The organism is Solibacillus sp. R5-41, from assembly GCF_002736105.1.
Classification (GTDB): domain Bacteria; phylum Bacillota; class Bacilli; order Bacillales_A; family Planococcaceae; genus Solibacillus.
In genome coordinates this window covers 484,940-509,937 of record NZ_CP024123.1, presented here as the reverse complement: position 1 = coordinate 509,937, position 24,998 = coordinate 484,940, and the positions used below count along the sequence as shown (strand labels likewise).

At 39.1% G+C, this 24,998-nt stretch carries 23 protein-coding genes; 1 reads left to right on the top strand and 22 read right to left on the bottom strand.

Going from position 1 to position 24,998, the window contains the following annotated elements; translation table 11 throughout:
* Nucleotides 1–27: 27 nt before the first annotated feature.
* From CSE16_RS02405 to CSE16_RS02345, 13 genes are all read right to left on the bottom strand, one after another.
* Nucleotides 28–522: a manganese efflux pump gene (locus CSE16_RS02405; protein WP_099422395.1), complete on the bottom strand. Its 495-nt coding sequence runs from the start codon at nt 520–522 to the stop codon at nt 28–30.
* A 334-nt stretch (nt 523–856) separates the two neighbouring features.
* Nucleotides 857–1,900: an L-threonylcarbamoyladenylate synthase gene (locus tag CSE16_RS02400; RefSeq protein WP_099422394.1), complete on the bottom strand. Its 1,044-nt coding sequence runs from the start codon at nt 1,898–1,900 to the stop codon at nt 857–859.
* 84 nt (nt 1,901–1,984) lie between these two features.
* Nucleotides 1,985–2,551 (bottom strand): stage II sporulation protein R, encoded by a 567-nt coding sequence (locus CSE16_RS02395; RefSeq protein WP_099422393.1) that lies wholly within the window; start codon nt 2,549–2,551, stop codon nt 1,985–1,987.
* Nucleotides 2,552–2,595: 44 nt separating this feature from the next.
* Nucleotides 2,596–3,459 carry a peptide chain release factor N(5)-glutamine methyltransferase gene (gene prmC / locus CSE16_RS02390; protein WP_099422392.1) on the bottom strand — a complete coding sequence of 288 codons (864 nt, stop codon included), beginning with the start codon at nt 3,457–3,459 and terminating at the stop codon, nt 2,596–2,598.
* Entirely contained in the window at nt 3,446–4,522 is a 1,077-nt protein-coding gene (prfA, locus tag CSE16_RS02385; protein ID WP_099422391.1) for a peptide chain release factor 1, read from the bottom strand. Before prfA ends, prmC begins: the two co-directional genes overlap by 14 nt.
* A gap of 238 nt (nt 4,523–4,760) precedes the next feature.
* Nucleotides 4,761–5,333, bottom strand: coding sequence for a thymidine kinase (locus CSE16_RS02380; RefSeq protein ID WP_099422390.1), 573 nt, complete (start codon nt 5,331–5,333; stop codon nt 4,761–4,763).
* A 125-nt stretch (nt 5,334–5,458) separates the two neighbouring features.
* Nucleotides 5,459–5,659 (bottom strand): 50S ribosomal protein L31, encoded by a 201-nt coding sequence (rpmE, locus tag CSE16_RS02375; protein WP_099422389.1) that lies wholly within the window; start codon nt 5,657–5,659, stop codon nt 5,459–5,461.
* Between the two features lie 458 nt (nt 5,660–6,117).
* Nucleotides 6,118–7,401 carry a transcription termination factor Rho gene (gene rho / locus CSE16_RS02370; RefSeq protein ID WP_099422388.1) on the bottom strand — a complete coding sequence of 428 codons (1,284 nt, stop codon included), beginning with the start codon at nt 7,399–7,401 and terminating at the stop codon, nt 6,118–6,120.
* A gap of 233 nt (nt 7,402–7,634) precedes the next feature.
* Nucleotides 7,635–8,600, bottom strand: coding sequence for a class II fructose-bisphosphatase (glpX, locus tag CSE16_RS02365; protein ID WP_057986715.1), 966 nt, complete (start codon nt 8,598–8,600; stop codon nt 7,635–7,637).
* A gap of 259 nt (nt 8,601–8,859) precedes the next feature.
* Nucleotides 8,860–10,137: a UDP-N-acetylglucosamine 1-carboxyvinyltransferase gene (locus tag CSE16_RS02360; RefSeq protein WP_099422387.1), complete on the bottom strand. Its 1,278-nt coding sequence runs from the start codon at nt 10,135–10,137 to the stop codon at nt 8,860–8,862.
* Nucleotides 10,138–10,235: 98 nt separating this feature from the next.
* Nucleotides 10,236–10,886 carry a fructose-6-phosphate aldolase gene (gene fsa, locus CSE16_RS02355; protein ID WP_099422386.1) on the bottom strand — a complete coding sequence of 217 codons (651 nt, stop codon included), beginning with the start codon at nt 10,884–10,886 and terminating at the stop codon, nt 10,236–10,238.
* An 85-nt stretch (nt 10,887–10,971) separates the two neighbouring features.
* On the bottom strand, nt 10,972–11,826 hold the full coding sequence (locus CSE16_RS02350; protein WP_099422385.1) for a class II fructose-bisphosphate aldolase: 855 nt from the start codon (nt 11,824–11,826) through the stop codon (nt 10,972–10,974).
* 187 nt (nt 11,827–12,013) lie between these two features.
* Nucleotides 12,014–12,403 (bottom strand): response regulator, encoded by a 390-nt coding sequence (locus tag CSE16_RS02345; RefSeq protein ID WP_099422384.1) that lies wholly within the window; start codon nt 12,401–12,403, stop codon nt 12,014–12,016.
* A 151-nt stretch (nt 12,404–12,554) separates the two neighbouring features.
* Between CSE16_RS02345 and CSE16_RS02340 the strand changes: the two genes are divergently transcribed.
* Entirely contained in the window at nt 12,555–13,094 is a 540-nt protein-coding gene (locus tag CSE16_RS02340; RefSeq protein ID WP_099422383.1) for a DUF2529 family protein, read from the top strand.
* A 350-nt stretch (nt 13,095–13,444) separates the two neighbouring features.
* Here CSE16_RS02340 and CSE16_RS02335 read toward each other — a convergent pair whose 3' ends face one another.
* The 9 genes from CSE16_RS02335 to CSE16_RS02300 all read right to left on the bottom strand — a co-directional run bounded on the left by CSE16_RS02335 (nt 13,445) and on the right by CSE16_RS02300 (nt 24,904).
* A complete protein-coding gene (locus CSE16_RS02335) occupies nt 13,445–15,049 on the bottom strand; it encodes a CTP synthase (protein WP_099422382.1) in 1,605 nt (534 codons plus the stop codon).
* Between the two features lie 280 nt (nt 15,050–15,329).
* Nucleotides 15,330–15,896, bottom strand: coding sequence for a DNA-directed RNA polymerase subunit delta (rpoE, locus tag CSE16_RS02330; protein ID WP_099425730.1), 567 nt, complete (start codon nt 15,894–15,896; stop codon nt 15,330–15,332).
* A gap of 256 nt (nt 15,897–16,152) precedes the next feature.
* On the bottom strand, nt 16,153–16,311 hold the full coding sequence (locus CSE16_RS21520) for a hypothetical protein (protein WP_172954346.1): 159 nt from the start codon (nt 16,309–16,311) through the stop codon (nt 16,153–16,155).
* A gap of 226 nt (nt 16,312–16,537) precedes the next feature.
* On the bottom strand, nt 16,538–19,780 hold the full coding sequence (gene icmF / locus CSE16_RS02325; RefSeq protein ID WP_099422381.1) for a fused isobutyryl-CoA mutase/GTPase IcmF: 3,243 nt from the start codon (nt 19,778–19,780) through the stop codon (nt 16,538–16,540).
* Between the two features lie 105 nt (nt 19,781–19,885).
* Entirely contained in the window at nt 19,886–20,521 is a 636-nt protein-coding gene (locus tag CSE16_RS02320) for a TetR/AcrR family transcriptional regulator (RefSeq protein WP_099422380.1), read from the bottom strand.
* A gap of 3 nt (nt 20,522–20,524) precedes the next feature.
* Complete coding sequence (locus CSE16_RS02315; RefSeq protein WP_099422379.1) at nt 20,525–21,661, bottom strand: acyl-CoA dehydrogenase; 1,137 nt, start codon at nt 21,659–21,661, stop codon at nt 20,525–20,527.
* A gap of 38 nt (nt 21,662–21,699) precedes the next feature.
* The gene (locus CSE16_RS02310; RefSeq protein WP_099422378.1) at nt 21,700–22,836 is read right to left on the bottom strand and encodes an acyl-CoA dehydrogenase; all 1,137 of its coding nucleotides are present in this window, start codon (nt 22,834–22,836) and stop codon (nt 21,700–21,702) included.
* 12 nt (nt 22,837–22,848) lie between these two features.
* Entirely contained in the window at nt 22,849–23,700 is an 852-nt protein-coding gene (locus CSE16_RS02305) for a 3-hydroxybutyryl-CoA dehydrogenase (RefSeq protein WP_099422377.1), read from the bottom strand.
* A gap of 1 nt (nt 23,701) precedes the next feature.
* The gene (locus CSE16_RS02300; protein WP_099422376.1) at nt 23,702–24,904 is read right to left on the bottom strand and encodes an acetyl-CoA C-acetyltransferase; all 1,203 of its coding nucleotides are present in this window, start codon (nt 24,902–24,904) and stop codon (nt 23,702–23,704) included.
* Nucleotides 24,905–24,998: the final 94 nt, after the last annotated feature.

The following is a 24,998-nucleotide window of genomic DNA, read 5'->3' as shown; positions in this document are numbered from 1 at the left end:
TTCCATCGCTTCTTTCATGTTTTCTTACTATCCCAAAAACATAATACTTAGTACAATCAATAGCATTCCAGCAACCATTTTAAAAATATAGCTCTTTAATATGCTCGATTTTTGTGCGAAATGGAGCGCGGCATAAGAAAAGATAAAAGTAGCCACTCCCGCACTTATAACAAAAACTTCCTTCTGTAAGTTTAGCATACCAAAAGATAGACTAACTGAAAAGGTGTCAAAGCTTGCTAATATTGCTACAATAGATAAGGGTATTACTGGAACTTCATTGTTTTTCGCTGATAAAAGTAGTTGTAAACCAACGAAGAATAATAATATAGAAGAAATTCGACCTGTCCATTCAAGAAAAATGCCTGAAAGCAATTCACCGAAATGGAATCCGATTAGCGGAAAAATCGCGTGGAGAGCTCCTGTCCAAAGGGCTAATACTAATTTTGAACGTACTTTTGTCGTCAATAAATAGAGTGCAACGACATCAAAAGACATTATTACTCCTGTAATAATTTCTTGCACTCCCCTCCTCCTCTTACAAAAAAGTTTGTTGTATTTTATGCTAATCTTATCCGAATTATCCTTATTACTTCTCTAAACGAGCATTTTTCGACCCTAAACTCCCCCCGTATACCATATCACCTTAACTGTATGAATTTTTGTGGATATCCATTCAAATGGCTGTTCTATCCATCTGCCCCTTAAATATCACCCATTTTTGGTCGCTTCTAATTACCTGTAGTAAAGCTAATTCCCATTTCAATTAACACAAATTGACAAACGTCCCTCACCACAAAAAAAACACCCTGTAAAAGCTAGATTTTCCATCTAACTATTATAGAGTGTTTCCAAGTCATTATTGTTTTTGTAATTGAAACCAATTTCCACCTGCTGCTTTTTCAAGTCGGTTCATAATGGCTGTTCCGACACCTTCTCTAGTCGTGGACGTTGCTAAAATAATCGTTGCATCGGTTTTATCACATGCGCGTAATACATCATAAAGTGTTGCGCTCATTTTCTCGATGTCACCGGCATCTCCAAATGTAAAAAAATTATCGACTGTCATTTTATTAAAATTTTCTGGTGCGAGTAACGCAACTTGGTGACCTTGTTGTTTCAAATATGCTATTGCCTGCTGCACATTATTTTCATTCGGCTCGATTAAATAAACCGGTGCGTCTGGTGCATAGTGTGTATATTTCATGCCCGGTGCTTTCGGTGTAGCTTCGATTTGTTGCTGTTCAAAGTTCGGTTCTAAAACAGGGCCGATTACTTGTTCCAGCATTTCCTTTGTCACACCACCTGGACGCAAAATTACCGGTGAATCTAACGTGACATCCAGTACAGTTGATTCAACACCAATTCCTGTTAAACCACCATCTAAAATACACGGAATTAGCCCTACCAAATCCTCATACACATGACTCGCCTTTGTAGGGCTTGGTTTACCACTGCGGTTGGCACTAGGCGCAGCTAATGGTTTTTTCAATTGTTGAAGCAGCTTTAATGCGACAGGATGATCCGGCATGCGAATTCCTACCGTTTGCAATCCGGCTGTTACACTTGGTGCTAAAACATCCGGTTTTGCCTTCATTACAATCGTTAAAGGGCCTGGCCAAAAATGTTCCATGCATATTTTAGCAACTTCCGGAATATCATAAGTATAGTATGTCAACTCTTCGATTGTCCCAATGTGAACTATTAACGGATTATCAGATGGCCTTCCTTTTGCAGCGAATATTTTTTTCACTGCCTTCTCATCTGTTGCAACGGCACCTAAACCATAAACAGTTTCTGTCGGGAATGCGACAACTTCACTTTTATTTAATAAATCCACAGCTTGTGCATAATTTTCGGAATTATCCACATTTTCATCCACATGTAATTGTTTCGTCTCCAATTGGCATCCCCCTTTATCGCTCGAATTTTTCGACTTTATCCACATAATGTTGATAACTTTCTGAATTTTGTGGATAATATTAGACTAGTTGTTCACACTTGCAACGTTACTTTTCTTGAACCACTCGTAAATAAAAAATTTATGTTTTTCTTTTTCCACTTCTTTCGGTGGGCTACACACCGTTGGGAATGCTGAGCAAAACCAATTTTCCCCTCGACCACTTCCAATGACAAATGTGACAGAATTGTATACATTTTGTGGATAGAATCTATGAAATTGATATTTTGGTGGTATTAAGTTATCCCCAATATTCATTGCTATTTTCAAATCTGGGAATTCCTTCTGAATAACTGCATAAATTTCCTCATAATTGTGGATATCTTGTGAGTTCATTGTTTTACTTTCAATTAATTCTTGAATGTTTTCCACAATTAATTGCTTTTGCTGTTGATCTTGCACAGAAGAGCTATTCGCAACGACACGTATTTTCAATTGTTCTGCCTGTTCCGCTTGTGTCGTTTGGACATCATAAACGACTGTTGGAATTATCATAATCGCACCATACAGCACGAGTATACTAAAGCATAGTTTTAAGATTGCAATCATTATATGTTTATTCGAATTTGTTTGAATCTCGTAATCATTTAACATTTTAATTCCCCCTTGCTAGCAAGTGTTAGCAAGAAAGATAGATTTTATTCACTTATTTCACAAAAAACCATTCGATCTTTTCCATTTATATCTTTTACTACGGAAACATGCGCTTGTGGAAAACTCACCTTAAACATTTCCGCTACTGCCTGCCCTTGTGAATAACCGATTTCAACACCAATAAGCGCTGGTTTATTCATAAGCGGTGGTAATTGCTCAGCAAGTTTACGATATAAAATGAGTCCATCCTCCTCTGCAAATAAAGCAGAATGTGGCTCATGATCAACTACAACATCTGACATTTCTTCTATTTCACTAAAAGCAATGTATGGCGGATTAGATAGCACTACATCCCATTTTTCATCTGCAATAGGAGCTGTTAAATCCCCTAATTTAAACGTGATATTCACTTGTAACTGCTCAGCGTTTTTTTGAGCTGTTTGAAGGGCAATTTCTGAAAGGTCCGTTGCTGTTACAACCGCTTCTGACCATTCACTTTTCATTGTTATCGCAATAGCACCACTGCCTGTCCCGATATCCGCTAGCTTCAATTCGGTATGCTTTCCGAATAATTTTTCCATACGCGTAATGGCGCCAACAATTAATTCTTCCGTTTCAGGTCGGGGGATTAATACCGACTCATCCACAAAAAAGGTGCGACCATAAAATTCTTCCTCACCTGTAATATACTGAACCGGAACACCCTTTACATGCTGTTCAATAAAATGTGTAAAATTTTGCTGCTGTTCCTCGGTTAACGCATCATGCATTTTCATCATTAAACCTGAATAATTTGTTTGCAAGATGTGCTGTAAAAGTAATCTTGCGGCATTTCCTTCGCGACCATTTTCCATTAAAAAAGAAGAAGCCCCATTTAGGGCCTCTAAAATAGTTTTATGCATTTTCATTTAAGTTTGCAAGACGTGTTGCTTGCTCATCTAAAATAAGTGCATCAATAATTTCATCTAGTTTACCTTCCACAATTTGGTCCAACTTTTGAATTGTTAAACCAATACGGTGATCTGTCACACGATTTTGTGGATAGTTGTAAGTACGAATACGTTCAGAACGGTCGCCTGTTCCTACTGCTGACTTACGGGTAGAATCAATTTCTGCTTGTGCTTCTGCACGGTTCTTTTCAGCTACACGTGCAACTAAAATTTTCATTGCTTTTTCACGGTTTTTAATTTGAGAACGCTCATCTTGCATCGAAACAACAACACCTGTTGGTAAATGAACCATACGTACAGCGGACATCGTTGTATTTACGGATTGACCACCAGCACCGGATGATGCGAATGTGTCTACACGGATATCTTTTTCATGAATTTCAACATCTTCTACATGCATCTCTGGAAGACATGCTACTGTTGCAGTTGATGTGTGAATGCGACCTTGTGATTCAGTCGCTGGTATACGTTGTACGCGGTGCGCTCCATTTTCATATTTGAATTTAGAGTATGCCCCTTGACCATTAATCATTACGATTACTTCTTTGTAACCGCCAGATGGATTCGGTGTAGCTTCCATAATATCGACTTTCCAACCTTGCGTTTCAGCATAACGTGTATACATACGGAAAAGATCGCCCGCGAAAATATTCGCCTCGTCCCCACCAGCAGCTCCTCGTATTTCCATAATTACGTTTTTCGAGTCATTCGGGTCTTTCGGGATTAATAAAATACGTAAGCTTTCTTCCAATGCTGGAATTTGCTTATTTAAATCATTAAATTCCTCTTTCATCATTTCAAACATTTCTGGATCCTTTTCCATATCCATTAATTCACGCGTATCAGCCAATTGCTCTTTTACCAATTGATATTCGCGATATACTTCAACCATTTCTTGAATATCTGACTGCTCTTTTGAGTAATCACGTAACTTTTTTGAATCATTAACGATATCTGGGTCGCTTAATAATTCATTTAATCTTTCGTAACGGTCCTCAACCGCTTGTAAACGATCAAACATTTAGTTCACCTCTATTATTATTTTGCATTAAATTTCACACGTTAAAATCTACCTATATTAGTATAAAGAAATTAATTCACCGATGCTACATTTATACCAAAAGTTTCTTAAATTAATGATAACTTTTCTAATATAGATTCTAATTAAGGTGTGCTCGTTAGGCTAAAGCACATGAACCACACAGCTTTGTGCAATTCCAAATTTGGGTATTTAGCAATTGTTAAATATCTATTTTACTTTATAATGGCGGATTGCTATGGCATCTGCGACAAACCGGGTAATAGCTATCATTACCTCCGATTTGAATTTGATCGCCTGCTCGTACTGGTTTTTTATTTTCATCGACGCGTATATTCATCGTTGCTTTTTTATGACAGAACCAACAAATTGTTTTCATTTCCTCAATTTTATCCGCATAAATAAGCATGTAACGACTGCCTTCAAATAATTCATTTTGGAAATCATTTTTTAAGCCAAATCCCATGACCGGAATATTTAAATCATCGACAATTTGAGTTAACTGGAGAACATGTTCTTTTGATAAAAACTGCACTTCATCAACTAATACACAGTATAATTTTTCGTTGTGATTTTTTACAATTTCATAAATATTCGTTTCTTTAAAAATCGCTGTTGCAGGACGTCGAAGTCCAATTCTACTTGAGACAGTTCCTACTTCATCACGCGTATCAATGCCTGATGTAAAAATTAACACCGGTTTATTTTGTTCTTCATAGTTATGTGCTACTTTTAATATTTCAATCGATTTCCCACTATTCATTGCACCATGTTTATAAAATAGTTGTGCCATTCATAATCCTCATTTCTAACGCTAGTATTTAATAAGTTCCATCCTGATTAAACTAAATGAAGAGATTTTTATATTTTTTATTTAAAAAACCTACTTCCAAATAGGCTTGGAAGTAGGTTTCGATATTACTTGATACCGTATTTTTTGTTGAAACGATCAACACGTCCGTCAGCAGACGCGAATTTTTGACGTCCTGTGTAGAATGGGTGACATTCGTTACAGAACTCGATGCTGATTTTTTCTTTAACTGAACCAGTTTCGAAAGTGTTACCGCAAGAACATACTACAGATGCAGTTTTGTAATCTGGGTGGATACCTTGTTTCATATTCGTTACTCCTCTCGCCCTGAACCATCCGGAACAGAGTATTATTCGAACTGTGCCTTACATAACCCGAATATGTCGGTTACATATGCACACGTTTCATACTTAAGAAAGTATAGCAAGGAAGTTTTATCAATGCAACTGTTTTGTTTAATTTTTAACCTTTTATCTATAATAAGTTGAGCTAAAGAATCCCTTCCGCTAATGTAAGCTTTCTATTAAGGATTGTGATAAATTCTTCTGCGCTTGTTAGACTGACCAAGAACATGAACCACACAGCTTTGTTGCACAAAACTGTACGACTCATCTTTGTGCTTTGCGCAAGGCAAGCCCCTTTATACGTTTGTGCTTCTGAAACTTTTTGATTTAGGCCACCGCTACTGTGGAATGCGGCGAATTCTTAGCTAGAATTCCATTCCAATAATAAGACGGCTTTATATGTTCAATTCATATACTATCTTTTATAGTAACCCCTTACCATTCGTTGCTCTTTTCATATCTGTATCAAGCTTTTCGAAAAACTCTTCATTTGTTTTCGTTGTACGTAATTTACGTAAAAACTTCTCTGAAAAGTCGGTAGAATCACTAAATGTTTTACGAATTGCCCATAATTTCTCAAGCTGATCTTTTGGAATGAGTAATTCTTCTTTACGTGTACCCGAGCGACGAATATCAAGCGCTGGGAAAATACGGCGCTCTGCTAAATGACGGTCTAAATGTAGCTCTAGGTTACCTGTCCCTTTAAATTCCTCATAAATCACTTCATCCATACGGCTTCCTGTATCAACAAGTGCTGTCGCTAAAATCGTTAAGCTGCCCCCTTCTTCAATGTTACGGGCAGAACCGAAGAAACGCTTTGGACGGTGGAATGCAGCTGGGTCAATACCCCCTGAAAGTGTACGTCCACTTGGTGGAATAACTAAGTTATACGCACGGGCAAGTCGCGTAATTGAATCCATTAAAATAATAACATCACGTTTATGCTCTACTAAACGACGCGCGCGCTCTAAAACCATTTCCGCTACTTTTACGTGGTTTTCAGGTACTTCATCAAATGTAGATGACACAACATCTGCATTCACTGAACGTTCGATATCTGTTACCTCTTCCGGACGTTCATCGATTAGCAATACGATTAATTCTGCTTGTGGATGATTCGTCGTAATCGAATTGGCAATTTCTTTTAAAAGCGATGTTTTACCCGCTTTTGGTGGAGCAACGATTAATCCACGTTGTCCAAAGCCAACAGGTGCTACTAAATCCATAATGCGTGTTGATAACTGAGTTGGTGCCGTTTCAAGTTTAATATGGCGATCTGGATAAAGTGGTGTTAATGCTGGGAAATGCACACGTTCTTTTGCAACTTCAGGATCTTCTCCATTGACTGCATCCACTTGTAATAATCCATAGTAACGCTCATTTTCTTTTGGCGGGCGAACTTTACCCGATACTTTGTCACCATTACGTAAACCAAATCGGCGAATTTGAGATGCCGAAATATAAATATCCTCTTTTGATGGTGAATAGTTAATTGGTCGTAAAAAACCAAAGCCTTCTGTCGAAACAATTTCAAGAACGCCTTCCATGAAGAAAAATCCTTCTTGTTCAGAACGTGATTTTAATATGGCAAAAATCAGTTCCTTTTTCGTTAGCTTACTAGCATTCGTTAGCTTATATTGCTTTGCTAAAGCATAAAGTTCTTTTAATGTCATGCTTTCTAATTGCGCAATCGTTAATGCTGTCATGTGATGTCTCCAGTCTATATTTTTTTCAGTTCTCTTTTATTGGGTACTTATTTATCGGTGAATTCGATTGATTCGATTATGTAATCCAGGTGTGAGGGAATTATCGAATGAAGGATCAATTTTCAGTTTCAATTGATTTGAAAGATGCCCGGCAATTATAGCCGGGCATTAATTATATAACGAGATTAACGAAATGGGAATGCATTTTCAATTAATCTTCTGTTATAAAGAAGTTATTTAAAGTCATAATTTGGTTTTTTATCGATGCTGTGACGACCTTCGATAAAACGAACTGTACCTGTTTTTGCACGCATAACTACCGAATGTGTTAATGCATAAGAGCCTTTATATTGAACGCCGCGTAATAACTCTGAATCTGTAACTGCTGTTGCTGCGAAGATTGCATCATCACCTTTTACTAAATCGTTCATCATTAACACTTTATCCACGTCGATACCCATTTTTTTGCATCGCGCTAATTGTTCTTCGTCTTCTGGTACTAATTTCGCTTGGAAATCTCCACCTAAGCATTTTAATGCCACGGCTGAGATTACGCCTTCTGGAGCGCCACCCATACCGAACATAATATCAATACCTGTTTCATCGAATGCTGTATTGATTGCTGCACCAACGTCGCCATCTTGGATGAATTTAATACGTGCACCTGCTTCACGAATTTCATCAACAATATGCTGATGACGTGGACGGTCTAATAAAGTCGCGACTACGTCGGAAATATCTTTGTTTTTTGCTTTTGCTACTTGTAATAAGTTATATGTCACGGAAGCATTAATATCTACTTTGCCCGCTGCTTCTGGACCTACAGCGATTTTATCCATATACATGTCTGGTGCATTTAATAAGTTACCTCGATCTGCAATTGCAAGTACAGTCATTGCGCCATTTGTACCTTTAGCTACAATGTTTGTCCCTTCTAATGGATCAACTGCGATATCAACTTCTGGTCCGCCGTTACGAAGTCCTAGTTCTTCACCAATATAAAGCATTGGTGCTTCATCCATTTCTCCTTCACCAATTACAACTGTTGCATGCATTGGAATAGTGTCGAACATAACGCGCATTGCTGTTGTTGCTGCATCATCTGCCTCATTTTTAAGTCCGCGACCCATCCATTTTGCTGATGCGATAGCTGCTGCTTCCGTTACACGTACTACTTCCATTGATAAACTACGTTCCATTTCCTGTCTGCCTCCTGTGATCGGTTAACGCCGAACTTACTGCATTGAAAGATGTTATTTTTATTCTATATTCAATTATGCCTCGGCATAATTCCGTGACATCCACTGAATAGTAACTTCAAACACGAATTAATCTCAACACCTATTGAAGTGGGTGATGAATGCTGAAAGAAGTTAAATCTATTTGATGAAAATTGATTAGTCACCCGTAATATTGTAGCACATTATTCAGTTTTTTTGATTTATCCGTAATATATTATTATGCTTTTTTATTTGTCTTAATGACAATTGATTCTTTACGAATATCTGCTCCTAGCATGCACAGCTTGTCGATTAAACCACCGTAACCGCGCTCAATATGATAGATATCATGAATTTCTGTCTCACCTTTAGCGAGTAAACCCGCTAATACTAGTGCAGCACCTGCTCGTAAGTCGGTTGCTGTTACCGCTGAACTTTGTAAAACAGATGGGCCTTGAATAATCGCTGTATTCCCCTCTACGCGTGCCTTCGCATTCATTCTTCGAAGCTCGTCGATATGCTTAAAGCGAGCAGAATAAATTGTATCCGTCACGATAGATGTACCTTCTGCTTGTGTCATTAGAACAGATAAAGGCTGCTGTACATCTGTCGGGATCCCAGGATAAACGAGCGTCTTTACATCGACTGCTCGCAATTGACCTTGTTTTGGAATATAAATACTTTCTTCATCTATTTCTATTACGACACCCATTTCACGTAATTTAGCAGTTACAGCCTCTAAATGAAGTGGGATGACATTGTCAATTAACACTCCATCGCCAACTGCTGCCGCCATAATCATAAATGTTGATGCCTCAATACGATCTGGAATAATAGTATGGTTCGTGCCACTTAATTCATCAACGCCGTCAATACGAATAACACTTGTGCCGGCTCCTTTGATTTTAGCGCCCATATTCGTTAAGAGCGTTGCAACATCAATAATTTCAGGCTCTTTTGCAGCATTTTCAATAACCGTTCTTCCTTTTGCTCGAACAGCTGCTAACATAATATTGATCGTTGCCCCAACACTCGCCACGTCTAAATAAATTTTAGCCCCAATTAGTTCGTCAGCACGTAAATAAATCGCACCGTGCTCATTCGTTACCTTTGCACCTAGTGCCTCAAAACCTTTAATATGCTGATCAATTGGACGAGGTCCTAAAAAGCAGCCTCCTGGTAGTCCCACTACTGCTTGCTTAAAGCGACCAAGCATCGCACCCATTAAGTAATAGGAAGCTCTCATTTTTTTTACGTTGCCATTCGGTAATGGCATTGCGACCATCTTAGTTGGATCGATTATCATTTGACCGTTTTCAAATGTCACCTCTCCACCGATTTCCTCAAGCAATGCCTTTAATGCCCATGCATCTGAAATTTCAGGAATTCCTCCAATCGTTACGGAAGAACCCGCTAAAATTGATGCTGGAATTAGGGCGACTGCGCTATTCTTTGCACCATTAATTGTTACTTTTCCTTTAAGACGGCGTTCGCCTCTAATTTTATACACATCCATTTTACTTTCTCCCTCACGTTTGGAAAAATTTTTCCGTTCATTTTAGCATTGGGCAACTTTCCATAAAAAAGTTGCCTTTTACTGTGACTTTACGTTTATTATTTCCCTTCACGTGCCGCCCAATCCGCTAAAAATCCCTCAATTCCTTTGTCTGTTAATGGATGGTTAAACAGTTGTTGTAAAACTTTAAATGGCGTTGTTGCAATATGTGCTCCTGCTAATGCAGCTTGCGTAATATGTTGTGGATGGCGAATAGATGCTGCAATAATTTCTGTTGAGATTTCATGAATGGCAAACATTTCAGCAATTTCACGAATTAATTCAACACCATCTTGACCGATGTCATCTAAACGACCTAAAAACGGCGATACATAAGTTGCACCTGCACGGGCTGCTAATAATGCTTGATTTGTAGAGAAAATTAATGTGACATTTGTTTTAATGCCTTTATCCGAGAAGTGTTTACAAGCCTTTAAGCCTTCAGGAGTCATTGGAAGTTTTACTGTAATATTTGAGTGGATTGCAGCTAATTCTTCACCCTCACGAATCATTCCTTCTGCATCTAACGAAATAACTTCACCTGAAACAGAGCCATTTACTAATTCTGCGATTTCACGTAAACGATCGTGAAAATTAACACCTGATTCTTTCGCTACTAATGATGGATTTGTTGTGACACCTGAAAGAATGCCCCAAGAGTATGCTTCTTTAATGTCCTCAAAATTCGCTGTATCTATAAAAAATTTCATTTTTATTATCCTCCAAACACATGTTGTGATTAATTGTTAGAAAAACACATCTCGCTCATAATTGAACGAGATGTTACCCATTTTATTATGCTTTTTGTGAACTGCCAAACTCGCGCATTTTACCAATTACTGTTTGTTTAATCGCTTCACGAGCTGGGCCTAAGAATTTACGTGGGTCGTAAGTTGTTTTGTCATTATCTAAAAACTCACGGATTACTTTTGAAGCCGCAATTTGATTTTCAGTGTTAACGTTTATTTTTGCTGTTCCTAAAGAAATTGAACGTTGAATATCTTTTGTTGGGATACCTGTACCACCGTGTAATACTAATGGTAAATCAGTTAACTTTGAGATTTCTTCCATTTCAGTAAAGCCTAAGTTTGGCTCACCTTTATATGGTCCGTGAACTGAGCCTAATGCTGGTGCAAGACAATCAATACCCGTTGCTTCTACAAGGTTTTTACATTCTTGTGGGTTTGCATAGATGATACCGCCGATAACGCCATCTTCCTCGCCACCAACTGTACCAAGTTCTGCCTCTACTGAAACATCTTTTGCATGTGCGTAAGCTACTACTTCTTTTGTAATTGCTACGTTTTCATCGAATGAATGGTGAGATGCATCAATCATTACTGATGTAAAGCCAGCATCAATTGCTTCCTTACATTTATCAAAGCTAGAGCCGTGATCTAAATGAATCGCAACTGGAACTGAAATTTTATAGCTTTCCATTAAGCCTTCAACCATTTTCACAACTGTCACAAAGCTACCCATATATTTGCCGGCACCTTCAGAAACACCTAAAATAACAGGTGATTTTTCTTCTTCTGCTGCTTGTAAAATTGCTTGTGTCCACTCCAAGTTATTAATGTTGAATTGACCAACTGCATAACCTTCTGCTTTTGCTTTTGCTAACATTTCTTTCATTGATACTAATGCCATTATAAAAATCCTCCTCGAAGATATAATAATAAGTTACTTTTAGAAAAACACATTTCTGCTAAGAATTTTTGAAATGGTCTTTTTTCTAATACCAATCCAAATCTGTTCATCCATCTTGATTGGATTAAAAACATTCAGATTTATCATAACAAAAACAGACAGTGTTCGCTACTGCCTGCAAACGTGTTCAACTATATTTTTCTTCATAATTTGCTAAAATTTTTTTCACTTCATCACGAACTTCAAATATATTGAATGGTTTTGTGAAATATCGGATTGCGCCTAGTTCCATCGCCTTATCAATAATATCCTGTTCCCCATAAGCGGTCATCATGATTACAGGCAAATTTATTTTTTGTAATTTTAATCGTGTTAAAATTTCTAAACCATCCATGCCCGGGATTTTCATATCTAAAAGGACACAATCAATTCCTTTCGTTTGAACAATATTTAATGCATCGATTCCATTGGCTGCAAGATGTGTGATAAACCCTTCTTTTTTAAATACTTCATTTAACAATAGTCGGATTCCTTGCTGATCATCAACAATTAAAATTTCTTTTAGTTTCAATTTCATTCCCCTTAAGAATTTATAGTGAACTAACTTGTTCAGATTATTTCAGTCATAAACTTAATTCGATTAAATCCGTAAATTCCCTTCTTATTTTAATTATTTCCTATTTTGCTTTTTATTATTTACACTTTTATAATAGGCATGAGGTGGAATTATGTCGAAAATTTTAACAACACAACTTTCGGGACTTCTTCAGCGCATTCAGCAATCTGAAGAGGACATGATTGAAGAAACTGCTAGGCTGCTTGCACAGGCTGCGATTGGACAAGGTACGGTATATTTTGCATGCTTTGGCGAAATGGAAGGCGTTGCACTGAATGCACTTCATGGTGCTGATCCATTTGCCCATTTTGCACCGTATTCAAAGGATGTGAAGCTTTTATCTGCTGATCGTGTCATCATTTTTACGCGTAGTGGCAACGATGCCGATGCGGTTTTACTTGCACAACAATTAAACGAAGCTTTCATTCCTTTTGCAGCTGTTGCGAGTGAGGTAGCTAGCGAAAGTAATGAACTAAGCGAGTTAGCCTACACATATATTTGCTTAAAATTGCGCGGTGGAATTTTGCCACATCCGACAAATCTCGGTGAGCGTATTGTAATGCCCCATTTAATCGCTGCACTTTTCGTTTATGAAGCAATTAAAATGGAATTTGATGAAATGATTTCAGATGACGATGATTTCGATGAATAAAAAATAATCGACATCCTTATGTAAAAAGCAAATCTAATCCATTACGCCTTGGCGTAATTGCGTCCAGATTTTTTTCGAGCTTGCTCGAAAACTCCTCTAAAAATCTGTGACTCCCTCCAGGGGCTTTGGGCCAACACGACGTTGGTCACTTAGGCGTTGCCGCACGACGCGGCGTTCTTAGCCTGAGTTCACCTATTCAGCCTAGGGTTGGGCCCCCACCGAACAAAGGCTATACTTGGCTTCATCCCCCACTTCTGTAAGTGGAAGAATTATGCTGAAGCAAATTAAAAATTACAAAAGCTGGAAAGTTGACTCCACGTCAACTTGCCAGCTTTTCGCTTAAATGAAACTTATTTACGGTTATTAAATGCTGCACCAACAAATTCACGGAATAACGGCTGTGGACGTTGTGGACGTGAAATTAGCTCAGGGTGGAATTGCCCTGCTACGAAGAATTTCTTCTCTGGTAATTCGATAATTTCCACTAATTTATTGTCAGGAGATACACCTGAGAATACCATACCTGCCGCTTCCATTGCTTCACGGAACTCATTGTTGAACTCGTAACGGTGGCGGTGACGCTCGTATACTAACTCTTCACCATTGTAAGCATTGCGTGCTACTGAACCTTCTTTTAATTTACAAGGATATAAGCCTAAACGTAATGTACCACCTAAATCCGTGTCTTCAGATTGATCTGGTAAGAAGTCGATAATTGGATATTTTGTATCTTTATCTAATTCAGTTGAGTGTGCACCTTCTAAGTTCATAACATTGCGGGCAAATTCAACTGTCGCTAGCTGCATACCTAGGCAAATCCCAAAGAATGGCACATCATTTTCACGTGCATAACGGATTGCTTCGACTTTCCCTTCTACTCCGCGGTCACCGAAGCCACCAGGTACTAATATCCCGTCTGCTTGGCCAAGTAATTCAGCAGCATTTTCTGGATTGATTTGCTCAGCATTTACCCAATCAATTTCGATATCTGAATTGTATAAATAGCCTGCGTGTTTTAACGCCTCTACTACAGAAATGTATGCATCTTGTAATTCTACGTATTTCCCTACTAATGCAATACGTGTTTTGTTTTCTAAGTTTTTCACTAAGTGTACTAATTCTTTCCAATCTTCCATATCTGCTTTTGGAGCATTAATACCAAAGTGATCAAGAACGATTTGGTCGAAGCCTTGTGCATGTAGGTTTAGTGGTACTTCATATAGGTGCTCCGCATCACGAGATTCGATAATATCTGATGAGCGAACGTCACAGAATAAAGCGATTTTATCCTTCATATCTTGTGGTACAGGTTGTTCTGTACGTAACACGATAATATTTGGTTGAATTCCTAATGAACGTAATTCTTTAACTGAGTGCTGTGTTGGTTTTGTTTTCATTTCACCAGCAGCTTTAATATAAGGCATTAACGTACAGTGAATATACATTACGTTCTCATGTCCTAAATCACGACGCATTTGACGTATTGCTTCTAAAAATGAAAGTGATTCGAAGTCACCAACTGTACCGCCAATTTCTGTAATGACTACATCAGCTGAAGTTTCACGACCTGCACGTTGTACACGGTCTTTAATTTCATTTGTTACATGAGGAATTACTTGAACAGTGCCTCCGTTATAGTCACCACGACGCTCTTTATTTAATACAGATTGATACACTTTACCTGAAGTTACTGTTGAGTGTTTACCTAAGTTGATGTCGATGAAACGCTCATAGTGACCTAAATCTAAGTCTGCCTCTGCGCCGTCATCTGTTACGAAAACTTCACCGTGTTGGTATGGGCTCATTGTACCTGGATCAATATTTAAATACGGATCAAATTTTTGAATTGTTACTTCTAACCCGCGATTTTTTAATAATCGACCTAATGAAGCAGCTACAATCCCTTTTCCTAGCGAAGAAACTACCCCACCTGTTACGAAAATATATTTTGTCATTATAATTTCCTCCTCAATTGCTTAATTTAGATAAGTGAAATTTCCGTTTATCTTATCCATAAAAATTAGAAAAGCTTATACTTTCGCACTCAAAGCTAAAATACGTGTAGCTAATTTTTTTCTACTGACTCTACTTTGAAAAAATAAAAAACGCTCCTCCTGCATTTAGTGTGCAGGGGGAGCGTATAGCTTATACGGTCAATCTCCTTTTAAAAGGAGCCCAAGTAAAAGATTATACGGAACTGAAAAAGAAGTCAAGAACTTTCAACTCAAAAATGAGTTATTTTAAATCCTCTTCGTCTTCCTCTTCTTCGTCCTCTTCATCTTCGTCGTCATCTTCGCCTTCGATAATGAAGCTTTCTTCTTCATCGATTAATTCTTCATCAAGATCCGTGTCGATATCTTCAATCTCTTCTTCCACGAACTCAATGTCTTCTTCCTCTTCTTCAATGAACTCATCGAAATCTTCATCGAATACTACATCTTCTTCGTCAAGGTCAACTAAATCTTCATCTTCGTCGTCTGTAGCTTTTGATTTTTTCTTGCGTGCTTTAATTGTAGGAGCTGTTTCTTCTTCAATTGTTTCAACTTTATACCATTCACGTAATCCCCAACCATTTTCATTGTTCAAAAGGAAGCGACCTTCTACGTTTAGGTCTGTATAAAATTGTACTAAGCGCGCTTTTAAATCTCCATTAGAAATACCATTTAAAGCTTGGATTTCTTTTAATAAATCATTTAATGGCATCGCCTGTTTTTTATCTTCTAAAATTGCGTATGCTAAGTCGATTAACGACTCTTCTGCTATTTGTTCTTTTGTCATATCACGAAAGTTCAAATCGTGCACGTCCTTTCTTTTTATACATGTCATATTATAAATTACGCCTTGGCGTAATTGTGTCCAGATTTTAAATTGTGCTTACACAATTCAAAATCTGTGACATCCGCCGGAGGCATTATCTTCATTCAGTAGGTATTTGAATACCCTTTGAAAAAAAGACTAAAATCGTTCTCATCCCACCAACTAATGCAGTGGTAATTTCTACTGAATGAGGATAAGCATAATACCCATTATATACAAACATTCTATCACTATGCTAGTTTCATTTCTTGTTTTTTAATTTCGTCGCTTTTTTATACGCAACATAAAACAAAACTAATGATAAAAGAAGGAGCGGTATAGCAGCTAACTGCTTATTGTATAAAAAGAAAGTGCCGATTAAACAAGCTAAAACCAAAATATAATATATATATTGCCCCACTACATCGCCGCCTCCTTTACTAGACAATTTCAGAATTCCCAAAAAAATAATTAACGTAATTTATTTTGTCTAAGGCTAGTATAACGAAGTTTGTGGTCATTCGTCGCGAATTCGTGCGTGATTTCTTTAATTTTTGCAGAAATTACATTTAAAAAGAAAATTATCCCCTTAAAGTAGATACTTTTCGCAAAATCGTTTCGTATCTATATGTTACAAGCCACTGATTTTACATGTTTCTACGGTATTGGCCGCCTACTTCATAAAGGGCGTTTGTAATTTGGCCGAGGCTTGCTACTTTTACGGTTTCCATTAGTTGTTCAAAAATATTGCCACCTGCTTTGGCTACTTCTTTTAATTGCTCAATTGCTGCTTTACTTTCACCTGCATGCGTTTGTTTAAAACTTTCTAAATTGGCGATTTGCAGCTCTTTCTCTTCTTTAGAAGCACGTGCAATTTCCATATTGTTGATTTCATCATCTGATGGTGGATTTGGATTCAAGTAAGTGTTGACCCCAATAATCGGCAATTCACCTGAATGTTTTAAATGTTCATAGTGCATCGATTCTTCTTGGATTTTTCCACGCTGATATTGTGTCTCCATCGCACCGAGTACACCCCCACGATCATTCATGCGGTCAAATTCCTCTAGCACCGCGCGTTCTACAAGCTCTGTTAGTTCTTCAATAATGAATGCACCTTGTAATGGATTTTCATTTTTCGATAAGCCATGCTCTTTCGTAATAATCATTTGAATCGCCATCGCACGGCGAACCGATTCCTCTGTTGGTGTAGTAATTGCTTCATCATAAGCATTTGTATGAAGAGAGTTACAATTATCTTGCAATGCCATTAAAGCTTGAAGAGTCGTGCGAATATCATTGAAATCGATTTCCTGCGCATGCAAGCTACGACCAGATGTTTGAATATGATACTTCAGCTTTTGTGAACGCTCATTTGCCGCATACTTTTCACGCATAACAACTGCCCAAATACGACGCGCTACACGACCAATTACCGTATACTCTGGATCCAGACCATTTGAGAAGAAGAAGCTTAAGTTTGGCGCAAAATCATCAATATGCATGCCGCGACTTAAATAGTACTCCACATAGGTGAAGCCGTTTGCAAGTGTAAAGGCAAGTTGTGAAATCGGATTGGCACCGGCTTCTGCAATATGATAACCCGAAATGGATACCGAATAATAATTACGCACTTTTTGGTCAATGAAATATTGCTGGATATCCCCCATCATGCGAAGAGCGAATTCCGTACTAAATATACATGTATTTTGACCTTGATCTTCTTTTAAAATATCGGCCTGAACCGTCCCACGAACGACTTGCAATGTTTTTTCTCGCGTAGCTGTAAATTCCTCGATAGTCAATGTACGTCCAAGCTCTTGTTCGAGTAGTTTCACTTGTTGGTCGATTGCCGTGTTCATAAACATCGCTAAAATAATCGGTGCAGGGCCATTAATTGTCATCGAAACGGAAGTAGACGGAGCACATAAATCAAAGCCTGCATACAGTTTTTTCATGTCCTCTAATGTACAAATACTTACACCCGATTCCCCTACTTTCCCATAAATATCTGGGCGTACGTGTGGGTCCTCTCCGTACAAAGTTACAGAGTCAAAAGCTGTTGAAAGACGCTTTGCATCATCATCCTTCGATAAATAATGGAAACGTTTATTCGTTCGCTCAGGTGTGCCCTCTCCAGCAAACTGACGCTTCGGATCCTCACCTTCACGTTTGAACGGGAATACGCCTGCTGTGTAAGGGAATTCACCTGGCACATTTTCTGCATACACCCAACGTAATATTTCACCATAATCTTTAAATTTCGGTAAGGCCACTCTAGGGATTTTTAAACCTGATAACGATTGCGTTTTTAAAATTGTTCGGATTTCTTTATCTCGTATTTTTGTGACAAGCTCATCACCTGCATAATCTGCGTTTAGCTTTGCCCAATTGTTTAAAATGCGCTTTGATTCTGCCGACAATTCATTATTTACCGTTTCAATTAACGTTTGAAGGGAAGCAATTAATGCCGTTTCACTTTCTGGTAGCTGATTTCTCGCCCCTTCTAGCTGATACAGTTTCGTCGCGAATGCCGTCTGCTGTTCAGACGTTTTATGATATGTTCGAATTGTTTCTGTAATTTCACGTAAATAATGACGGCGATCATTCGGAATAATGACATTTTGCTTTTGCGTTTTAATAAATTGTTCATACGAAGTTTCCCAATTTGATCCAAACTTCTCGTTTATTTTTTGGATCAGTGCGGCAAATAAAGAATTCGTCCCTTTATCATTAAACTGTGAAGCAATTGTGCCATATACCGGCATTTCATCTAAAGGTGCATCCCATAATTCATGCGAGCGCTGGAACTGCTTTTGTACTTGGCGCATTGCATCCTCTGAACCTTTTCGTTCGAATTTATTAATGGCAATGAGGTCTGCATAGTCAATCATATCAATTTTCTCAAGCTGTGTTGGCGCACCGAATTCACTCGTCATAACATACATTGAAAGGTCGGTATAATTTGTAATTTCGGCATCCCCTTGCCCAATACCACTCGTTTCAACAAGAATTAAATCAAAGCCTGCTGTTTTCACAACATCCAGTACATCACCAATAGATGCCGACAATTCCGTGCGAGAGCCACGTGTTGCCAAACTGCGCATATAGACACGCTTATTAAATATCGCATTCATGCGGATACGGTCTCCAAGCAGTGCCCCACCCGTTTTTTGCTTTGTCGGGTCAACAGATAAAATGGCTAACTTTTTGTCCGGAAACTCTTGTAAAAAACGTCGAATTAATTCATCCGTTAATGATGATTTCCCCGCGCCACCTGTTCCTGTAATCCCAATAATCGGTGTGTTACAGCTTTTATTTCGGGCAAGCTCAAGCATAGCCTCAACATCTGAACTGCCCCCGTTTTCAGCAGCCGTTATTAAATTGGCTAACACTTCTGGACGCTCCGTCGATACTTGTTCAAGCTGCTCCTTATAATTTCCGTGCAACGTCGAAAAATCAGACCCCTCTAACTTTTTATTAATCATACCTTGGAGCCCTAACTGCCGCCCATCCTCTGGCGAGAAGATACCAGCTATTCCATATTCATGCAGTTCTTTAATTTCTCTAGGTAAAATAACACCGCCACCACCACCGAAAATTTTAATATGGGGCGCACCTTTTTCACGTAATAAATCATACATATATTTAAAATATTCCATATGACCGCCTTGATAAGAAGAAATGGCGATTCCTTGCGCATCTTCATGAATCGCGGCATTGACCACTTCTTCAACAGAACGGTTATGTCCTAAATGAATAACCTCTGCTCCGCTCGATTGTAAAATTCGTCGCATAATATTAATCGAGGCATCATGACCATCAAATAAACTAGATGCCGTAACGAATCTCACATGATTTTTTGGACGATACACAACTGCTTTTGTCATTTTGAAAACCCCTTTGTTATTGTGAATTAATAAAAAAATCCCCTATGGTTAAAAAAAATACCATATAAAGCAATCGTTCAAACATTTGCTCTACATGGCATCTCCCTACTTTTCCCCTTGCATAATACCTTGTAAAAACAGTGCTGTTTGCAATTCAATATAACGGTCAATTGTATAGTGTTTTTTTAAGGCCCATCTACGGAATGCCCAGCTTTGCCCTTGAACCACTACATGATTGGCCGCCAAATAAATGGCTTCATCCGGAAGAGAAATGGCGTTAGATTTTTTGCAATTTCGTAAAATCCGTCCAAAAATCGCAACCATCTCTATTTCCTTGTCTAGCACGTAATGCATTGCTTCTTTTGGCAATGATTTCGTCTCTTGATACATAATTGTAAATTCATCCAGCATGCTATCAATTAACATGAAATATTGGCGAATCGCTTCTTTCAAATCGTCAATCGTTCCCGCATTAGCCGGAAACTGTGACAAACGATTCATCACCTCGTCAAATATACTGTCACAAACTAAAAACAAAACATCTTCTTTTGTACGAATATATTCATATAAAGTGCCGATGCTAAATCCTGCTGCTTTTGCAAGTTCACGTGTTGTCGCGCGATGAAATCCTTTTTCTTTAAACAACTTTACCCCCGCATGGATAATTTGTTGTCTGCGCTCAATAATTTTATTTTCATCCTTGATTGATGTTCCGACACGCAATTTATCTACATTTGTCATACATTATTTCGTCAGCATACGCGAAATTACGAGGCGTTGAATTTCCTGTGTGCCCTCATAAATTTGCGTAATTTTCGCATCACGCATATAGCGCTCTACCGGATAGTCTTTCGTATAGCCGTAGCCACCAAAAACTTGCACAGCTTCTGTCGTTACTTTCATCGCTGTATCTCCAGCTAATAATTTTGCCATTGCAGACGCTTTTCCGTATGGTAAATCATTTGATTCCAACCAAGCCGCTTGATATGTCAGTAAACGAGATGCTTCGATTTCTGTTGCCATATCCGCTAATTTAAAGGATACCCCTTGATTCGCAGCAATTGGCTTACCAAATTGTACGCGTTCTTTCGCATAATCAACGGCTGCATCAAGTGCCCCTTGTGCGATACCAACTGCCTGTGCCGCAATGCCGTTACGACCGCCATCTAATGTTTTCATCGCAATGATAAAGCCTTGCCCTTCTTCACCAAGCATATTTTCCTTTGGTACACGGCAATTTTCAAAAATTATTTCTGTAGTTGGCGATGAACGAATGCCTAATTTACGTTCTTTTTTCCCTACTGAGAAGCCTGGGAAATCAGCTTCTACAATAAATGCCGTCGTTCCGTTTTTAGCCTCTGGATCTGTCACAGCAAACACGACATAAATATCCGCTACGCCACCATTAGTAATAAATATTTTCGAGCCATTTAACACATAATCGTCGCCATCTTTCACCGCATATGTTTTCATGCCGCCTGCATCAGAACCCGAGCCTGCCTCTGTTAAACCGTAAGCACCGATTTTTTTCCCTTCAGCCATTGGGCGCAAGAATTTTTGCTTTTGCTCCTCGTTGCCAAACTTGTAAATCGGCCAACCTGCAAGTGATGTATGAGCTGATAACGTTACCCCTGTTGATGCACAAACGCGTGACAGCTCCTCTACTGCGATACAATAAGCCAAATAGTCAAACCCTGCGCCGCCGTACTCTTCCGGCCATGGAATACCTGTTAAGCCTAACTCAGCCATTTTATCGAAAATGCCACGGTCAAATTCCTCATGCTCATCGCGGTGTTCTGCAGATGGTGCTACTTCATTCACTGCGAAATCACGAATCATTTCACGTAATTGTTGATGCTCTTCTGATAATTGAAAGTTCATTTTATATTTCCCCTTTGTTATGAAGTTTTTAATTCATTTCATCCCATTACATGTTTGCTAATAACAATCTTTTGAATTTCACTTGTACCTTCGTAAATTTGCGTAATTTTAGCGTCGCGGAAATAGCGTTCTACTGGGTAGTCCTCGGTGTAGCCGTAGCCACCTAAAATTTGTACCGCTTCAATCGCTGTATCCATCGCGGTTTGTGAGGCAAATAACTTAGCCATTGATGCTTCTTTTCCGCAAGGTAAATTTTGCGAACGTAAATGCGCCGCTCGATATACGAGTAATTTTGCTGCTTCCACGGCAGTTGCCATGTCCGCTAATTTAAAGCCTACCCCCTGCTGCTGTGCAATCGGTTTACCAAATTGCACACGTTCCTTTGCATAAGCTGTCGCTGCATCTAATGCGGCTTCAGCTATCCCCAAGCTTTGCGCGGCAATTCCAATCCGTCCCACATCTAAATTTGCAAGCGCAATTTTATAGCCTTCTCCCTCTTCCCCTAATAACTGAGTAGCCGAAATACGCATATTTTCAAATGTTAACTGAACCGTTCTCGAACCGTGTAAGCCCATTTTCCGTTCATCTTTACCGATAATGAACCCCGCTGTATTTTTCTCAACAATAAATGCCGAAATGCCGCGTGAGCCCGCCTCTGGATCCGTTGAGGCAAAGACGATATACACATCCGCCTCATTGCCATTTGTAATAAATACTTTTGACCCGTTTATTATATAATCATCGCCATCACGGACTGCACGCGTTTTTAATGCACCCGCATCACTTCCTGCATTCGTTTCCGTTAAGCAAAATGCTCCTAAATATTCACCACTTGCAAGCTTCGGTATGTAGTGTTGCTTTTGCTTTTCGTTACCAAAATATAAAATCGGATTCGTCCCAACTGACGTATGCACGGATAAAATAACGCCCATGACCGCACTTACTTTCGATAACTCATTAATCGCGATAATGTAAGAGGTGAAATCCATTGCAGCCCCACCATATTGTTCAGGTGCGGTAATGCCCATAAGGCCGAGCTCACCCATTTTTTGAACAATCTCCCGCGGGAATTCGCCCGCTTCCATTCGTTCAATAAAAGGTTCAATTTCCGTTTTTGCAAAATCACGAACCATATTGCGCATCATAAGCTGTTCATCTGTAAATTGTAGATTCATGATACTCTCCTCCTATTCGTATACGTAAAAGCCTCGACCAGATTTTTTACCGAGCCAACCTGCTGCTACGTATTTTCGAAGGAGTGGGCATGGGCGATATTTACTATCTCCAAGTCCTTCATGTAAGATTTCCATTATGGATAAACAAGTATCCAGTCCGATAAAGTCTGCCAATGTTAATGGCCCCATCGGATGATTCATTCCCATTTTCATGACATCATCAATTGCTTCTTTCGTTGCAACGCCTTCATATAGTGCATAAATAGCCTCATTAATCATTGGTAATAAAATACGATTTGAAATGAATCCTGGGAAATCATTTACTTCAACGCCTGTTTTACCTAACTGCTTTGTCATTGTCGCAACCGTTTCATAAACTTCATCTGCCGTTGCTAAGCCACGAATGATTTCAACGAGTTGCATAACAGGTACAGGATTCATAAAATGCATTCCAATCACTTTTTCAGGTCGATTCGTTACAGCTGCAATTTCTGTAATTGGAAGGCTTGATGTATTCGTCGCTAATATGGCGTGTTCTGGTGCAATGCGGTCCAGCTGTTGGAAAATCGACTGTTTCACTTCCATATTTTCAACAGCTGCCTCGATAATAATATCTACTTTACTTGCATCCTCAATTGATAAAGACATCGTAATTCGTGAAAGAATTTCCTCTTTTTGTTGCGCTGTTTTTCGTCCTTTTTCTACGTCACGCGTTAAGTTTTTCGTGATTGATGCGATCCCGCGCTCAAAAAACTCTTGTTTCATATCGTTTAATACAACGTGATAGCCCGCTTGTGCACAAACTTGCGCAATGCCAGATCCCATTTGCCCTGCACCGATGACCATAACCGTTTGAATATTCATCCTATTTCTCCCCCTTGCCTGGTACTTCAATTAATATCGCATCCCCTTGACCGCCACCTGAACAGATCGCTGCGATTCCAAGTCCACCACCTCGACGCTTTAATTCATAAGCAAGCGTCAAAATAATGCGTGCACCACTTGCGCCAATCGGATGTCCAAGTGCTACTGCACCACCATTGACATTTACTTTTTCTGCATCCAGCGTCGCTAGCTCATTACTTACAAGTGCTACTGCCGCAAACGCTTCATTAATTTCAACTAAATCAATTTCTTCTAGTGATTTCCCTGTTTTTTCAAGTAAAGCATTGATTACAAGTCCCGGTGTTTGAGGGAATTGTTCAGGTGCAACGCCTACTTCTGCATGTGCAAGAATTTTTGCTAATGGTTGACGATTTTCCTTTTGCGCACGTTCTTCACTCATTAATACGAGCGCACAGGCACCATCATTTACGCCTGGTGCATTTCCAGCGGTAATCGTACCATCTTGACTAAACGCTGACTTTAATTTCGAAAGCGCTTCCATTGAAGTCCCTTTACGTGGGGCTTCATCTTGTTCAATGCGGATCGGCTCACCCTTACGTTGCGCTAGCTCCACTACGGCGATCTCCTGCGCAAATTTCCCATCCTCTATTGCAGCAATTGCTCGTTCATGACTGCGTACAGCCCAAGCATCTTGTAACTCACGGCTAATTTGAAATTGCTGTGCTGTTTCATTTCCGTAAACACCCATATGTACTTGCTGTGGGTTAAATGCACATGTTAGTCCATCATGTAATAGCCCATCTACTAAGGTTGCGTCTCCCATTCGCAAGCCAAAGCGTCCTTTTGGCATATAGTACGGCGCATTGGACATCGATTCCATTCCACCCGCTACAATGATTTCCTCATCCCCTGAGCGAATCAATTGATCTGCAAGCGTCACGCTACGCATACCTGATGCACAAACTTTATTGATTGTTTCTGTTTTGACATGCCATGGAATCCCTGCTTTTGTAGCTGCTTGACGAGAAGGAATTTGTCCTTGACCTGCTTGTAAAACGTTCCCAATAATGACTTCCTGTACATCATCTACCGCAACATCGGCCTTTTTTAAAGCTTCTGCAATAGCAATGCCACCTAAATCACTTGCCGATAAAGATCCCAATACCCCACCGAATTTTCCAAAAGCCGTTCGTGCCCCATCTAAAATCACTGTTTTTGACAATCCATACACCCCTTTGTTTGATTGACTGGAAAACGTTTTATCCAAGTTTGCGCTCAATTCATCAGCTGACTGACTGAACGCTCGCTCAATATGA

Bases quoted from the DNA above. Each gene is read 5' to 3' on its own strand.
- CSE16_RS02305 (WP_099422377.1), bottom strand. From the start codon at position 23,700: ATGAATATTCAAACGGTTATGGTCATCGGTGCAGGGCAAATGGGATCT.
- rho (WP_099422388.1), bottom strand. From the start codon at position 7,401: ATGACAGCATTAACGATTGCGCAATTAGAAAGCATGACATTAAAAGAA.
- CSE16_RS02315 (WP_099422379.1), bottom strand. From the start codon at position 21,661: ATGAACTTTCAATTATCAGAAGAGCATCAACAATTACGTGAAATGATT.
- CSE16_RS02310 (WP_099422378.1), bottom strand. From the start codon at position 22,836: ATGAATCTACAATTTACAGATGAACAGCTTATGATGCGCAATATGGTT.
- CSE16_RS02345 (WP_099422384.1), bottom strand. From the start codon at position 12,403: ATGAAATTGAAACTAAAAGAAATTTTAATTGTTGATGATCAGCAAGGA.
- CSE16_RS02320 (WP_099422380.1), bottom strand. From the start codon at position 20,521: ATGACAAATGTAGATAAATTGCGTGTCGGAACATCAATCAAGGATGAA.
- CSE16_RS02395 (WP_099422393.1), bottom strand. From the start codon at position 2,551: ATGTTAAATGATTACGAGATTCAAACAAATTCGAATAAACATATAATG.
- CSE16_RS02380 (WP_099422390.1), bottom strand. From the start codon at position 5,333: ATGGCACAACTATTTTATAAACATGGTGCAATGAATAGTGGGAAATCG.
- prfA (WP_099422391.1), bottom strand. From the start codon at position 4,522: ATGTTTGATCGTTTACAAGCGGTTGAGGACCGTTACGAAAGATTAAAT.
- prmC (WP_099422392.1), bottom strand. From the start codon at position 3,459: ATGAAAATGCATAAAACTATTTTAGAGGCCCTAAATGGGGCTTCTTCT.
- CSE16_RS02335 (WP_099422382.1), bottom strand. From the start codon at position 15,049: ATGACAAAATATATTTTCGTAACAGGTGGGGTAGTTTCTTCGCTAGGA.
- CSE16_RS02340 (WP_099422383.1), top strand. From the start codon at position 12,555: ATGTCGAAAATTTTAACAACACAACTTTCGGGACTTCTTCAGCGCATT.
- fsa (WP_099422386.1), bottom strand. From the start codon at position 10,886: ATGAAATTTTTTATAGATACAGCGAATTTTGAGGACATTAAAGAAGCA.
- rpmE (WP_099422389.1), bottom strand. From the start codon at position 5,659: ATGAAACAAGGTATCCACCCAGATTACAAAACTGCATCTGTAGTATGT.
- CSE16_RS02360 (WP_099422387.1), bottom strand. From the start codon at position 10,137: ATGGATGTGTATAAAATTAGAGGCGAACGCCGTCTTAAAGGAAAAGTA.
- glpX (WP_057986715.1), bottom strand. From the start codon at position 8,600: ATGGAACGTAGTTTATCAATGGAAGTAGTACGTGTAACGGAAGCAGCA.
- icmF (WP_099422381.1), bottom strand. From the start codon at position 19,780: ATGACAAAAGCAGTTGTGTATCGTCCAAAAAATCATGTGAGATTCGTT.
- CSE16_RS02350 (WP_099422385.1), bottom strand. From the start codon at position 11,826: ATGGCATTAGTATCAATGAAAGAAATGTTAGCAAAAGCAAAAGCAGAA.